This window comes from Aneurinibacillus danicus (assembly GCF_007991215.1).
GTDB classification, from domain to species: Bacteria; Bacillota; Bacilli; order Aneurinibacillales; family Aneurinibacillaceae; genus Aneurinibacillus; species Aneurinibacillus danicus.
Genome location: NZ_BJXX01000018.1, coordinates 1 through 13703, shown reverse-complemented (window position 1 = coordinate 13703; position 13703 = coordinate 1). Strand labels below are relative to the sequence as shown.

Here is a 13703-nt window from a genome sequence, read left to right as displayed (position 1 = left end):
TTTACTTTGTATGTCAGGCGTGGACTCTCATCTTAATTATCTAAGCCGTTTCGTTTAGCGAAACGGCTTTTGTGTATATTTATAGAAGATTTGCCTCTTACTTTGGATGCTTGTTTTATGGTGAACCATCTCTTGAATATGGTATACTTAAGCAATAAGGATGATAAATTGGAGGGACATATGGCCAAGCAGCAATACGCGCCAAAAAAGAAGAGCAAAATTGTTCCGATTCACATGGATGCGGACTTCTACTATGAGCGGGCAATGCGCTACCTCGACAAGCTCAATTTCCAAAAAGCGCTGCGTTACCTGCGCAAGGCGGTTGAATTCGAGCCGAACAATCCTGAATATTATTGCAGCATGGCCGGCGTACTGGCTGAACTCGGCAAATATGAAGATTCGAATCGAATTCTCTGGTATGTACTGGAGGACGTCGACCCCTCATTAGATGAATGTTACTTTTATCTGGCTAGCAATTACGCGAACATGATGGAATTTGAATTGGCTGAACAATATATTTTACGGTATTTACAGAACGTTCCTGATTCTATCTATAGCGAAGAAGCTGAGGATTTGCTTGATTATGTCGAATTTCATCTCCGGGACATGCCACGTCATCCGGAGGGTGGAGAAGAATTGGAGGTGGTGCTGCAGCATGACAGGGCACGCCGCTTGCTCGAAGAAGGTAAGTTTAATGAAGCGTCACGTCTTTTACAGAAGTTAGTAAGGGAAAATCCGGACTTCATTGCCGCCCGCAATAATCTTGCGTTGTGTTATTACTATATGGGGCGTTTTGAAAAAGCGATGGAAACCGTGCAGGAAGTATTGAGAGAAGAGCCAAGCAATATTCATGGATTGTGTAATCTGGCTGTTTTCTACTCCCACCTGCAGCAGCAGGATAAGCTTGATAAACTGCTAATCACTTTGAAAAAGATTGTACCGTATCATTTTGACCTCGCTTACAAGTTGGCCACTACACTTGGCATTCTTGGTGAAGACGAAACCGCTTATTTTCTCTTCCGAAAAATGATTTCCCACGCAGGACAGAGTGATTTATATATGCTGCACTATGCTGCGGTAGCCGCATACAACACCCGGAGGTGGGATGCAGCCGAAGCGTTATGGCGCAAGGTTGAACGTCTTGACCCGTCAGAAAACGTGGCGTCCTACTATCTGAGGCAGATACAGCAGCGTAAAGAGGGTGGCAGAGGGATTGAAAAAGCTTCTTACCACTATCAGATTCCGCTGCAGGATGAGTTTTCTTTTGAAACCATCGGAAATTCGCCTGCTGAAATCGGTCAGGCAATGAAGAATAATCCGCTGCTTCGCTCCTCCCTGTTATGGGCGCTCCGGTTAGGGGATAAGGACATCAAGCTCCAGGTTATCCAGGCGTTCGAACATATTGCAGATGAAGAAGTGGAAGAAGCGTTGCGGGCATTCTTAATAAATCCGGCTGAGGACGACTATCTGAAAAAAGTTGCGATTTTTGTCCTGCGCAAGATGGGGGCTAAGGAGCCGTATCAGGCGGTGATTAGCCACCAGGTGAAGTCTGTGTCTTTCAGTGTGAATCCGAAATTTCCGGTGTGGAATAAGAAGTGGCAGCAGGTGGCGGAGTGTTTGCGCGACCATATGCAGGATCGTTACGATTTTCTAGAACAACAGGAAGCGCAGACACTATGGCTGGCTTATCTTAACGAAGCATATCCGAATGTGCCTGTTATCCGTAAACAGGAAGCCTGGGCTGCTTCGCTTGAATATGCGGTTGCCCGACGTCACAACTATGCCGTGACGCAGGAAGAGATAGCTGCGCGTTACGGAGTGTCCGTTGCCTCATTGGCGCGTAACTATAAACTGATCAGTGCCGTTTGCTTCGTATTTTCACAGGAGAAATAAATGAAGGCGCAAATCAATGAAAAGTCAAATAAACAGAGGAATCCCCCGGTACATACCGGGGGATATTTATGTATAGCTGATAATACAGAGGTAGACAATTTTTTCATTTCGATCTATGATAAAGACATTAAATCGAATTTCTTCGATTAAGTGAATAGAGTGGAGTATAGCCTCGGTTTTTGAGGTAAAGATATATATGATTAGGAGGTAGTAATGATGAGCGAAGAAAAAATTTATGACGTAATCATTGCCGGTGCCGGCCCGGCCGGAATGACGGCGGCTGTGTATACTTCCCGTGCCAATATGAGCACGTTAATGATTGAACGCGGAATTCCGGGCGGACAGATGGCAAACACGGAAGAAATTGAGAACTATCCGGGGTTCGAGACCATTCTGGGGCCGGAGTTATCGACCAAGATGTTTGAGCATGCCAAAAAATTCGGTGCTGAATACCAGTATGGCGATATTAAAGAGATTATTGATGGAAACCCGTACAAAATCGTAAAGGTGGGAGACAAAGAGTTCAAAGCCAAATCAGTTATCATCACTACCGGTGCGGAGCACCGCGAACTGGGTGTGCCGGGCGAGAAAGAATTCTCCGGTCGTGGCGTTTCCTATTGCGCGGTATGTGACGGTGCGTTCTTCCGCGGTAAAGAACTGGTTGTAGTCGGGGGCGGAGATTCCGCGGTTGAGGAAGGCGTATTTCTGACCCGTTTCGCTACAAAAGTAACGATCATCCATCGCCGCGATGAGCTGCGCGCGCAGAAGATTCTGCAGAAACGCGCATTTGAAAACGAAAAGATAGACTTCATCTGGGATACGGAAGTGAAAGAAATCCGCGGAGATGGTGTCGTGAAATCAGTGCTGCTCTACAATAGAAAAACAGGTGAAGAAACTGAATTTAAGACGGATGGTGTCTTTATCTACGTAGGTATGGACCCGCTGTCTGATGCAGCGAAAAACCTGGGGATTACCAATGAAGCAGGCTACATTGAAACGGATGAACGCATGGCGACCCGTGTACCAGGTATTTTTGCGGCCGGTGACGTACGGGAGAAGACGCTGCGTCAGGTTGTAACCGCAACGGGAGATGGAGCAGATGCTGCTCTTTCCGCTCAACACTATGTAGAAGAGCTGAACGAAAAGCTGCAGGAACAATCAAAAGTTACGCAATAAAAGGTCATAAACTTTTAACAGCGCTGTAACATTGCTGAAATATGGAAGCTGTATAGTAAAGATAATTAATTGACCCCTTTTATAATAGTAAAATGATTGGCGCAGACAGGAGTTGTCTGCGTTCTTTTTTTGTGCTCGGTGGCGCTTGGTTCTCTTTTGTATTACCGGGGCGGATGTGATTTAATAAAAGAAAAGAATGGGTTTGTCATGAGGGATATCTTTTTGGGTAGGAAGTGAATAAGATAATGGAAAAACAGATGAATGAGATTAACTTGCTGATTATTACCGGCATGTCCGGCGCGGGAAAAACAGTTGCCGTTCAAAAACTTGAGGATTTAGGCTTCTTTTGCGTGGATAACCTGCCGCCGGTTCTCATTCCGAAGTTTGCGGAGTTGATTGATCAATCCGGAGGCCGTATCCAGAAGGTAGCGCTTGTCATTGACTTGCGTGGTCGTGAGTTCTTTGACGCGCTGGCTGAATCGTTGGAACGTGTTCATGAGATGGAGAATATAACATACCAGATTATCTTTTTGGATGCCAGCGACCAGACGCTTGTGCAGCGTTATAAAGAGACGCGCCGCAATCACCCGCTGGCGCCGGACGGCCTGCCGCTTGACGGCATTAAAGCTGAACGCCGCCTTCTCGAAGAACTCAAAGGGCTGTCTAATTTAATTATTGATACGACCCACTTAAAGCCTGTATTATTGAAAGAAAAAATAAGCCAGATTTTTAGCCAGATGAGTCAGAATCTAACAGTCATCGTTCAATCGTTTGGCTTTAAATTCGGCATTCCAATCGATGCCGATCTCGTATTCGATGTTCGTTTTCTGCCAAACCCGCATTATGTGGAAACGTTACGGCCCAAGACGGGAAAAGAAGCGGAAGTATCTGAGTATGTGTTCAAATGGGATGTCTCGCAGGAGTTTCTTGGTAAGCTTACGGACTTTATCGATTTTACGCTTCCGCATTACCAGCAGGAAGGTAAGGCCCAGCTTGTCATCGGTATCGGATGCACCGGAGGCAAGCATCGTTCTGTAGCCATTGCAGAGTATCTAGGTCAGCGTTATCAGGATCAATACAATGTTCGCGTAACGCATCGGGATATAGAGAGAGGTCGCTCATAGAGGTGTAAGATGAAAAGAAAAACAGAAAACCCCCGTGTGGTTGTAATAGGGGGAGGAACAGGACTGTCCGTACTGCTCCGCGGCTTGAAAAAGCAGCCGATTGACATTACCGCAATTGTAACCGTAGCGGATGACGGGGGAAGTTCCGGCCGGCTGCGTTCCGAATTACAGATGCCGCCGCCGGGAGACGTGCGCAACGTGTTGATTGCGCTTGCAGATACCGAACCGTTGCTTGAGAGTCTGCTCCAGTATCGTTTCGTTAACGGTAGCGGACTGGCCGGACACTCGATTGGCAATCTGTTGATCGCGGCGCTGACCGAGATTAGCTCCGGTGATTTTGTGACGGCGATCGAACAGCTCAGCAAAGTGCTGGCCGTCCGTGGACGTGTCCTGCCGGCGGCGAATCATTCCATCGTGTTGCACGCCGAGATGCAGGACGGTACGATTGTGTCCGGAGAATCGATCATTCCGAAAGCCGGCAAGCGGATTAAGCGTGTGTTTATTGATGAAGGCGTGAAGCCGCTTGCCGAGGCCACCCAGGCACTGCGGGAAGCGGATGCCATTCTTATCGGACCCGGCAGCCTTTATACGAGCGTGCTGCCGAATTTGCTTGTGCCTGGAATCGTACAGACGATTCGAGAGAGCAAAGCCGTCAAAGCGTATATTTGTAATGTAATGACGCAGCCGGGAGAGACGGACGGCTATACGGCGGAAGACCACATCCAGGCCATTCATGACCATGTAGGTAACTCCTTGTTTCAGTATATTATTGTAAACAACGGAGAAATTAGTGAAGAAGTACGGGCTTTATATGCGGAGAAAGGATCTGAACCGGTAACCTATTCCGAAGAAAAGCTGACCGCAAAAGGATACCATATTATTGCCGATAATTTACTGGTATATGATAAGTTCTTACGCCATGATGCTACCAAGCTCAGTGAAATTATCATGAACGTAATCGGCGCGAAAGTGTAAGGTGGTGGCTACATGTCTTTTGCTGCACAGACAAAAAAAGAATTAACCCAGCTGGAAGCGGCGGATTGCTGCCATAAAGCGGAACTTACTGCGTTAATCCGAATGAACGGTTCCCTGCAGTTCGGCGGCAAGCGCTTCGTGCTGGACGTATCAACGGAAAATGCGGCAATTGCACGCCGCATTTATTCGCTTATCAAAAAGATTTTTCAAATTCACGCGGAACTTCTTGTCCGTAAAAAGATGAGACTGAAGAAAAACAATGTCTACCTTGTCCGCATCCCTCAGAAGGCACGGGAAATTCTCGAAGAGCTTCATATCATGAAAGAAGGCACCTTTCATTATGGAATTTCTCCCGACATTATCAAAGACGAATGCTGCAAGCGTTCCTATTTACGGGGCGCTTTTCTCGCCGGAGGATCGGTCAATCACCCGGAAGCATCCAGTTATCATCTGGAGATTTTCTCTTCCCACCAGGAGCATTGTGAAGATTTGGTAGAGCTGGCAAATTATTTTGAGTTGAATGCCCGTTGTATTGAGCGGAAAAAGGGGCATATTATGTATATTAAGGAAGGCGAGAAAATCGCCGAGTTTCTGCGAATTATTGAAGCACATCAAGCGCTTTTCTTTTTTGAAGATGTGCGTATCATTAAGGAGATGAAAAACTCTGCCAACCGGTTGAACAATTGCGATATGGCCAACCTGAATAAGACGGTGGCCGCGGCAATGCAGCAGATCGAGAACATTATGCTTATCGACAGCCGCATTGGTCTCGCCAATCTGCCGGACAGGTTGCGGGAAGTGGCCGAGCTTCGATTGCAATATCGGGACATGAACCTTGCCGAATTAGGTGAAATGGTGCCCAGCGGGAAAGTGAGCAAATCCGGTATTAATCATCGTTTGCGAAAAATTAATGAAATCGCGGCGAAATTGCGGGAAAATGACGCAAAATCACAGGAATAATCCCTATAATCATGTTATAATGAAACAAATTCAGTTTAGCAGGGGGTGGGGAAGCATAGATGCATGCGCAGGAAAGTGTTGTTGTTAAATTAAAAACCGGGCTGCAGGCACGGCCGGCTGCTTTTTTCGTCCAGGAAGCGAACCGCTATGCAGCAGATGTATTTATTGAGAGAAACAATAAGAAGGTAAATGCAAAAAGCATCATGGGCGTAATGAGCCTTGCCGTCGGCAGCGGCGTGGAGATTACCATTAGCGCTGAAGGAGCTGATGCGGAAGACGCAGTACAAAGCCTTGTACAAATGGTACAGCGTGAAGAGTAATTTGGGGAGAAGCCGACGGATAGACTGACTGTCGGCTTTTTGCTTATTTGGGCTTAACATCAAACTCTGTACTTTGTGTTTTTTCAGATGGGCAAGCACATTTTTTAGTGTTACGTCCTTCTTTGATGTAATCTTTTATCAAAGAAAATGGGTGGGAATATTGAAGGATTCCCACCCATTTTGTCACATCTCAGGGAGTGACAGGTCTTTTTTAAGTAAGTATACGGATTTTACAGCACGTCTCAATCTTTTTTGCCGAGGCTTTCGATGACACGGTCGATGAGGCCGTATTCTTTAGCCTCTTGTGCGGACATGAAGTAGTCGCGGTCAGTGTCTTTCTCTACGCGCTCAAGCGGTTGGCCGGAACGTTCCGCGATGATGCGGTTCAAGGAGTCGCGCATCTTCAGGATGCGGTTCGCCGCAATTTGAATGTCAGATGCCTGACCCTGTGCACCGCCGAGCGGTTGGTGAATCATTACTTCACTGTTCGGGAGCGCGTAGCGCTTGCCAGGTGCGCCGGCTGTCAAGAGGAACGCACCCATTGAAGCAGCCATACCTACGCAAATGGTTGATACATCCGGTTTGATGAACTGCATCGTGTCATAAATCGCCATGCCTGCGGTAATCGAGCCGCCCGGGCTGTTGATGTACAGGCTGATATCTTTATCCGGGTCTTCAGCGGCCAGAAACAGGAGCTGGGCCACCACACTATTTGCTACTTGATCATTGATCCCCGTACCCAGGAAAATAATCCGATCCTTTAAAAGGCGAGAATAGATATCGTATGCTCTTTCACCACGATTTGTTTGTTCGATAACTGTAGGGATTAAGTTCACTACTACTTCCTCCTCTCGTGTTTGTATGTATATAGTACACTAAAGGTCAAAAAAGGTCAAATGGAACCTCCGTACTATATTCTCTTCAGTTATATGCTTTTTTCCCAGAAATTAATCATCGTAAACATGAGTTTTGACAAGATAATGATAACTAACTGTAATTTGTCCCCCTCTTCCTTACTCTGTCGACTTATGTGACTTTAAAGGAACCTTTGTCGAAAGTCGAGCATAATATAAATAAATGTGTGATAATAGAAAAAATTTTGCATAGCTATGTAGTTATCAACGTGAAAGGGGTTATGACCATAATGCAATATGATGAATATATCGGAAAAATGGTACAATTAACGTACAGCGATTTGGATGGGGAGCTTGTATGCGCCGTAGGGCACATTCTCTATACGCTGAAAAACCGGGCTTTTGTATTCGAGACATACAAAGAAGGAAGGCAATTAATCGTCTATAACCGGCATGTGCTTGACATTCGCGAAACGGGAGCGCCGTCCGCTCATATCGACCCGGAGATTGCTCCCGATCATTTCGCTTAAACTATGAGCAGAACGCGAGGGGATCTGTCTTGAAACAATCGTTTGCACTGGTAAGGGAAGAAGGATTGACCATTCGTGGCGACGTTTTTATCAAGGATGACGCACAGGAGTACAGCCGAAAACCCGTCGTGATTATTTGTCATGGCTTCAAAGGTTTTAAAGATTGGGGTATGTTCCCGCGCATTGGAGAATATATGGCGGAGCAGGGGTTTGTCGCCATTACGTTTAATTTCTCAGGCAACGGAGTGGGTGAAGATCCGGAGAGCTTCACCGAGCTTGAGAAGTTTGGCCGCAATACATACCAGCAGGAGCTGAACGATCTGGATTTTCTTATCCAGCAGGTCAAACATGGCGGCCTGCCGCTTGGGGAGCACATGGATGCGTACCGAATCGGCATAATGGGCCACAGCAAAGGCGGTGGCGATACCATTCTCTACGCTTCTTCGTATCCGGAGAATGTTCGGGCGATTGCGACCTGGAACGGAATCGCCCATGTGGACATTTTTGGTGCCGACGTGCGCAGGCAAGTGGAAGAAGAGGGCGTAGGTTATGTAATGAACGGCCGAACCGGACAAAAAATGCCGATTGAAAAAGTCGTACTGGATGACATTGATGTGAATGCCCGTCAATATGATTTGCTGAACTGCGTGGCACAGCTTAACGTACCGCTGCTAATCGTGCAGGGGCGCGAAGATTTCCCCCGGCTTGTAAAAGGAGCGGAAAGCCTGAATGAACATGCACGGCAGGCCGTTCTCTACTGGGTAGACGGAGCGGGCCATACGTTTAATATGGTGCATCCTCACAAAGAGGATACGTCTGAATTTCTCGAAGCGCTTGACGTAACGACGAAGTTTTTCAAGGAACATTTTTAAAAATGAAAGGGTAGCGGATGAGACGGCAGAGAATGCCGTCTCATTTTAGTAATGGAAGATAAATAATAATTGATATTGATAATCTTTATCAAATAGGGTATGATAAGGATAATCAAATAGCGAAAGCTACACATGAAGGAGGGGATGCATCATGGCATACGTAGTGATTGGCGCGGATCGATTGGGAAACATCAATGCCCTGTTGGAAGAGAAGTTGGACGGAGAACTCATTCATGTTTCAGGAAGGAAAAAGAAAGATCAAAATTATACGCTCCCGCAACTCGTAAAGGGAGTTATCGTGTTTACGGATTACATAAACCACAATCTGGCCAAACGGGTCAAAGCGGACGCCAAGAAGAGGGACGTCCCCATTGTGTTCGCAAAGCGTTCGGTCAGCCACCTGGAGTGCAGTCTGGAACAAATGCTTGCGTGCCAGCGGGAAGGCTGCACCCGTCCATGTGCGCGCAACCGCTCATATCAAGCTACGGTGTAGGAGGTAATATATCCTCAACGGTTAGCAGCCGGCCGCGACGACCGGATGTGATGAATATAACTGAAATTCAATACGTAACAAAACCACCATGGCCAATTAGCCACAACCCCTGCCATGTGGTACGAAGGAAAAGAGAGAAAAGAATGAGGATGCGATTTCAATGTGGAAAAAGGCGAAGGCCTTTTTCTTCCCTGTATCTCATTTCCTCTTTCTCTCCTTTTTTCTTCATAATTTTCACAGAAAGAGAGCGGGAGCATACAAGAGGCTTCCGCTCTTTTGTATGTTATAAAACAGCTAGCTGGAGCACGATAATCCAGGGGAAAGAAAGAGAGGAAATATGTCCTGCGCCTTATTTTTTATAATTGGCAGGATTTTTGCTAGAGAAATTTATTGCGAATTGTTATATAATAATGAATAAGAGAAAAAGTTTTACAGAAAAGAAGGTGATGCCCGATGCAAATGGGTTTTGGTTTATACCAGCAGCAGACGTTGAAGTTAGTCATGACACCTGAATTGCGCCAGGCAATAACCATTCTCCAATACTCGACCGTCGATTTACTCGATTTCCTGCGCCAGCAGGTTACTGAGAATCCGATTCTGGATTTATCTGAGAAGAACAGAGAGTTTTTGGTGACTGACGTGACGATGCAGAAGGAAACGAACAAGCAAGCGGATATTGACTGGAAAGATTACATCCGCGCCAATGCTACCGGAGATGATACGTACTACCAGCGTGGAAGCGCTCCGGCCCAGGATTATGATCCGTTCAATTTCATCTCCGCCGGAGGAACAACACTGGAAGAGCATCTGCTTGAACAGGTAGCCATGCTCAAGAATGTAACGCCGCTTGAAAAGCGAATTCTGAACTTCCTTATTGGAAACTTGAATGAAAGCGGTTACCTTACCATCTCAGAAAAGGAAGCTGCGGATATTCTGAATACGAATGTCGAGAAAATCGAAGAAATGATTTGGCTTCTTCAGACGCTGGAGCCGGTGGGCGTGGGTGCTCGCTCGCTTGCGGAATGTCTTTTGCTCCAGCTCAGGGATGAGCCGGAGGAGCATACGCTTGCGATTGCCATTGTAGAGCACCACCTGGAAGATTTGGCGGAGAAGCGCTATCAAAAAATCGCCGCATCCCTTGGTGTAACGCCGCAGGAAGTGCAGCAGGCGGCCGACTATTTACGGACGATGAACCCGCGGCCGGGCGCTGAATTTGCGCAGGGAACGCCGCGCTATATTGTGCCGGACGTGTATGTAGAGAAAGTGGAAAACGAATACATTGTCATGGTTAACGAAGGGAGTATGCCGAACTTAACCATTAATCGTTTCTATCAGCAGATGCTACAGAAGAATGAAGCGGACCCGGCCCAGCGCTATATTCAGGATAAACTCAATTCCGCGCTTTGGCTGATTCGCAGTATCGAACAGCGCCGTATGACGCTGTACAAAGTCACGCAGGCAATCGTAGAAGAGCAGAAAAGCTTTTTCGAGAAAGGTACCGCCGGATTGAAACCGATGACGCTAAGAGATATCGCTGAGAAGGTCGGGCTGCATGAGTCGACGATTAGCCGGGCAACCAGCAATAAGTACGTCCAAACACCGCGCGGACTATTCGAGTTAAAGTATTTTTTCACAACCGGTTTGAACCGGGCCGATGGTGGAGAAGCCTCTTCCGTGCTGACCATTAAAGAGAAAATTAAAGCTATGGTGGATGCAGAAGACAAGAAGAAACCACTCTCAGACCAGAAGATTACTGATCTGCTGCTCAAAGAAGGTATTGAAATTTCCCGTCGTACTGTGGCAAAATACCGGGAAGAGTTGAATATCGACTCATCTTCAAAACGGAAGCGTTTTTAATTAAGAGAGGAAAAAAGACATGGATGCACAGCAAAATCCATTCCGCATTGTTATCTATACAAGAGAAGGATGCGGATTGTGTGACAAAGCCAAAGAAAAAGTGGAACGGGTAGCCCGGGACTATCCCGTAGAGCTGGAAATGGTAGATATCGCGCAGGATGCTGCGCTTGAAGATGCGTATGGACAACTGATTCCCGTCATACATATTGACGGGGAGAAAGTCTTCGTCTCTAAGGTTACGGAGCTCTGGCTGCGCCGAGAATTGGAAATCCGATCGAAAGAGCGCGGTTGATAAAAATGAAAAAACTTGGTATAATGATAACTGACAGCAAAAATGCCTGTATTTTACACAGGCATTTTTTGTGAATTAAATGGGACATAAAATATCTAATAGGGACGCTTTTTGTCCCAAGAAAGGTGAGGGCGTTGGCGGAATCGAATTGGACTTCAATGCTTCAGCGGATGGCGCCTGAAGTCGTCACGATCATTGAGAACCGTTATAAGATACTACGTCAAATTCGTTTATTGCAGCCGGTCGGACGACGTGCGCTGGCCGAAGTGATGCAGAGTACGGAAAGGATTATCCGGCGGGAAGTCGAGTTTCTGCGTGAGCAGCGCCTTATCGATTCAAACCGTGCCGGTATGTTCGTTACACCCGATGGAGAAAACATGATTGAAGCGTTTCATCCTTTCTGGAAAGAGGTAGGCGGAATTAGCCTACTGGAGACGGAAGCAGCCCGTCTTCTTTCTGTGCGGAAGGTTGTCATCGTTCCCGGGGATACGGATGAGAGCGAATGGACAAAAGACGATATGGCGCGGCAGGCAGCAGGTGAATTAGCTCGTGTGCTGACGGATGATACAGTGGTTGCAGTTGCCGGAGGAAGCTCTGTGGCGCGCATGTCTCAATATGTACAGCCGCCTGCGGACGCGCGGAATCTCATGCTGGTCCCGGCACGCGGAGCGCTCGGCGATGAAGTGGATCTGGAATCCAATACGGTTACCGCCCGGATTGCGCGCAACTTGAATGCCTCATATCGTCAGTTGTATCTCCCTGACATTTTGGAAGAAGAGACGTTGCGCAATGTACAGCGTGATCCGACGATTTCGAAGATGCTGGAATTGATTCAGCAGACGAAAGTTTTGGTGCACGGCATCGGGGCCGCAGAAGAAATGTCACGCAGACGCGGTTTGAGCGACGGCATTGTTCGTATACTAAGGGAGAAACGAGCCGTCTCCGAAGTGTTCGGGTACTATTTTAACGGCTCCGGCGAAATGGTCTACCGCATGAACACGGTAGGGATGCAGATGGAGAATGTGCATACATTAGATACGGTAGTGGCCGTTGCCGGTGGTAAGAGTAAAGCGGAAGCAATTCTCTCTTATATAAGAAACCGCCACAATTATGTGCTCGTCACCGATGAGGCAGCCGCGCGTGGAATGCTCGCTTTATTGGCAGAAGAAGAATAAGCGTTTCTTCATAGAGCGCTTTGGAAATATAAGGAGGAGATGAAGTATGACGAAAGTTGCAATTAATGGTTTTGGGCGCATTGGACGTAATGTACTGCGGGTAGCGCTTCAGAATCCGAATGTGGAAGTGGTAGGAATCAACGATTTGACGGACGCAGCGACATTGGCCCATCTCTTTAAATACGATTCTGTACATGGCATGTACCATGAAGATGTACGCGTGGAAGGCAATACGATTATTATCGGGAATCGCACAGTCAAGGTGTCCGCCGAACGTGATCCGGCCAATTTGCCCTGGAAGGAGTGGGGCGTGGAAGTGGTCGTAGAATCGACGGGCCGCTTTACGAAGCGGGAGGATGCAGCGAAGCACCTTGAAGCCGGTGCGAAAAAGGTAATCATCTCCGCTCCGGCAAAAAATGAGGATATCACAATCGTGCTTGGCGTAAACGAGGAAAAATACGACCCGGCGAACCATCATGTCATCTCAAACGCATCTTGCACTACGAATTGCCTGGCGCCGTTTGCGAAAGTGCTCCATGAGAAATTTGGCATTCGCCGCGGTCTGATGACAACCGTGCACTCCTATACGAACGATCAGCAAATTCTCGACTTGCCTCATAAAGATTTGCGCCGGGCGCGGGCGGCTGGCATGTCCATTATTCCAACATCCACGGGTGCGGCCCGGGCGGTGGCGCTTGTGCTTCCTGAATTGAAAGGCAAGCTGAACGGATTTGCGATGCGTGTACCGACCCCGAATGTATCGGTAGTCGATCTGGTCGTAGAATTGGATAGGAATGCATCGGTGGAAGAGATTAACCAGGCGCTTAAGCGTGCGTCCGAGAACGAAATGAAAGGCATCCTCGGTTATTCTGAAGAGCCGCTCGTATCACGCGACTACAATGGTGATCCGCGCTCGTCCATTGTCGATGCGCTGTCCACGATGGTCATTGAAGATAACCTCGTCAAAGTTGTTTCCTGGTATGATAATGAGTGGGGCTATTCAAATCGTGTGGTCGATTTAATTAATTATGTTGCTCAAAAAGGTCTGTAAGCAAGAAAAAGTGTGACTGATTGATTGAATTATGTTGCAAATAAAGCCATAGAGAAGCTAAAATATAAACGGTTATGAAAAAGGGGAGGGAACGAGCAGGGATTCTCTCCTTTTTCTGTGAAAATTATGAG

Annotated in this window: 14 protein-coding genes; 13 read left to right on the top strand and 1 reads right to left on the bottom strand. The window is 47.2% G+C overall.

Going from position 1 to position 13703, the window contains the following annotated elements:
- The first annotated feature begins 180 nt into the window (after nt 1–180).
- The 6 genes from ADA01nite_RS02230 (at nt 181) to ADA01nite_RS02205 (ending at nt 6448) form a co-directional block, all read left to right on the top strand.
- Nucleotides 181–1893, top strand: a complete 1713-nt coding sequence (locus ADA01nite_RS02230; protein ID WP_170230091.1) for a tetratricopeptide repeat protein — start codon at nt 181–183, stop codon at nt 1891–1893.
- A gap of 216 nt (nt 1894–2109) precedes the next feature.
- Complete coding sequence (gene trxB / locus ADA01nite_RS02225) at nt 2110–3069, top strand: thioredoxin-disulfide reductase (RefSeq protein ID WP_146808273.1); 960 nt, start codon at nt 2110–2112, stop codon at nt 3067–3069.
- Between the two features lie 245 nt (nt 3070–3314).
- A complete protein-coding gene (rapZ, locus tag ADA01nite_RS02220) occupies nt 3315–4193 on the top strand; it encodes an RNase adapter RapZ (protein WP_146808271.1) in 879 nt (292 codons plus the stop codon).
- 9 nt (nt 4194–4202) lie between these two features.
- Nucleotides 4203–5168, top strand: coding sequence for a gluconeogenesis morphogenetic factor MgfK (gene mgfK, locus ADA01nite_RS02215; protein WP_146808270.1), 966 nt, complete (start codon nt 4203–4205; stop codon nt 5166–5168).
- A gap of 12 nt (nt 5169–5180) precedes the next feature.
- A complete protein-coding gene (gene whiA / locus ADA01nite_RS02210; protein ID WP_146808269.1) occupies nt 5181–6128 on the top strand; it encodes a DNA-binding protein WhiA in 948 nt (315 codons plus the stop codon).
- A gap of 59 nt (nt 6129–6187) precedes the next feature.
- The gene (locus tag ADA01nite_RS02205; RefSeq protein WP_146808268.1) at nt 6188–6448 is read left to right on the top strand and encodes an HPr family phosphocarrier protein; all 261 of its coding nucleotides are present in this window, start codon (nt 6188–6190) and stop codon (nt 6446–6448) included.
- Between the two features lie 242 nt (nt 6449–6690).
- Here the strand turns inward: ADA01nite_RS02205 and clpP are convergent, their stop codons facing one another.
- Nucleotides 6691–7284: an ATP-dependent Clp endopeptidase proteolytic subunit ClpP gene (gene clpP / locus ADA01nite_RS02200; RefSeq protein ID WP_146808267.1), complete on the bottom strand. Its 594-nt coding sequence runs from the start codon at nt 7282–7284 to the stop codon at nt 6691–6693.
- A 299-nt stretch (nt 7285–7583) separates the two neighbouring features.
- Between clpP and ADA01nite_RS02195 the strand changes: the two genes are divergently transcribed.
- The 7 genes from ADA01nite_RS02195 to ADA01nite_RS02165 all read left to right on the top strand — a co-directional run bounded on the left by ADA01nite_RS02195 (nt 7584) and on the right by ADA01nite_RS02165 (nt 13572).
- A complete protein-coding gene (locus tag ADA01nite_RS02195) occupies nt 7584–7832 on the top strand; it encodes a hypothetical protein (protein WP_170230089.1) in 249 nt (82 codons plus the stop codon).
- A gap of 29 nt (nt 7833–7861) precedes the next feature.
- Nucleotides 7862–8704 carry an alpha/beta hydrolase gene (locus ADA01nite_RS02190; RefSeq protein ID WP_146808265.1) on the top strand — a complete coding sequence of 281 codons (843 nt, stop codon included), beginning with the start codon at nt 7862–7864 and terminating at the stop codon, nt 8702–8704.
- A gap of 151 nt (nt 8705–8855) precedes the next feature.
- Nucleotides 8856–9197: a DUF2325 domain-containing protein gene (locus ADA01nite_RS02185; RefSeq protein ID WP_146808264.1), complete on the top strand. Its 342-nt coding sequence runs from the start codon at nt 8856–8858 to the stop codon at nt 9195–9197.
- A 453-nt stretch (nt 9198–9650) separates the two neighbouring features.
- Nucleotides 9651–11054 (top strand): RNA polymerase factor sigma-54, encoded by a 1404-nt coding sequence (gene rpoN / locus ADA01nite_RS02180; protein ID WP_146808263.1) that lies wholly within the window; start codon nt 9651–9653, stop codon nt 11052–11054.
- Between the two features lie 19 nt (nt 11055–11073).
- A complete protein-coding gene (locus tag ADA01nite_RS02175; RefSeq protein ID WP_146808262.1) occupies nt 11074–11346 on the top strand; it encodes a glutaredoxin family protein in 273 nt (90 codons plus the stop codon).
- 134 nt (nt 11347–11480) lie between these two features.
- Nucleotides 11481–12521, top strand: a complete 1041-nt coding sequence (locus ADA01nite_RS02170; protein ID WP_146808261.1) for a sugar-binding transcriptional regulator — start codon at nt 11481–11483, stop codon at nt 12519–12521.
- A 46-nt stretch (nt 12522–12567) separates the two neighbouring features.
- Entirely contained in the window at nt 12568–13572 is a 1005-nt protein-coding gene (locus ADA01nite_RS02165; protein WP_146808260.1) for an ArsJ-associated glyceraldehyde-3-phosphate dehydrogenase, read from the top strand.
- Nucleotides 13573–13703 lie beyond the last annotated feature (131 nt).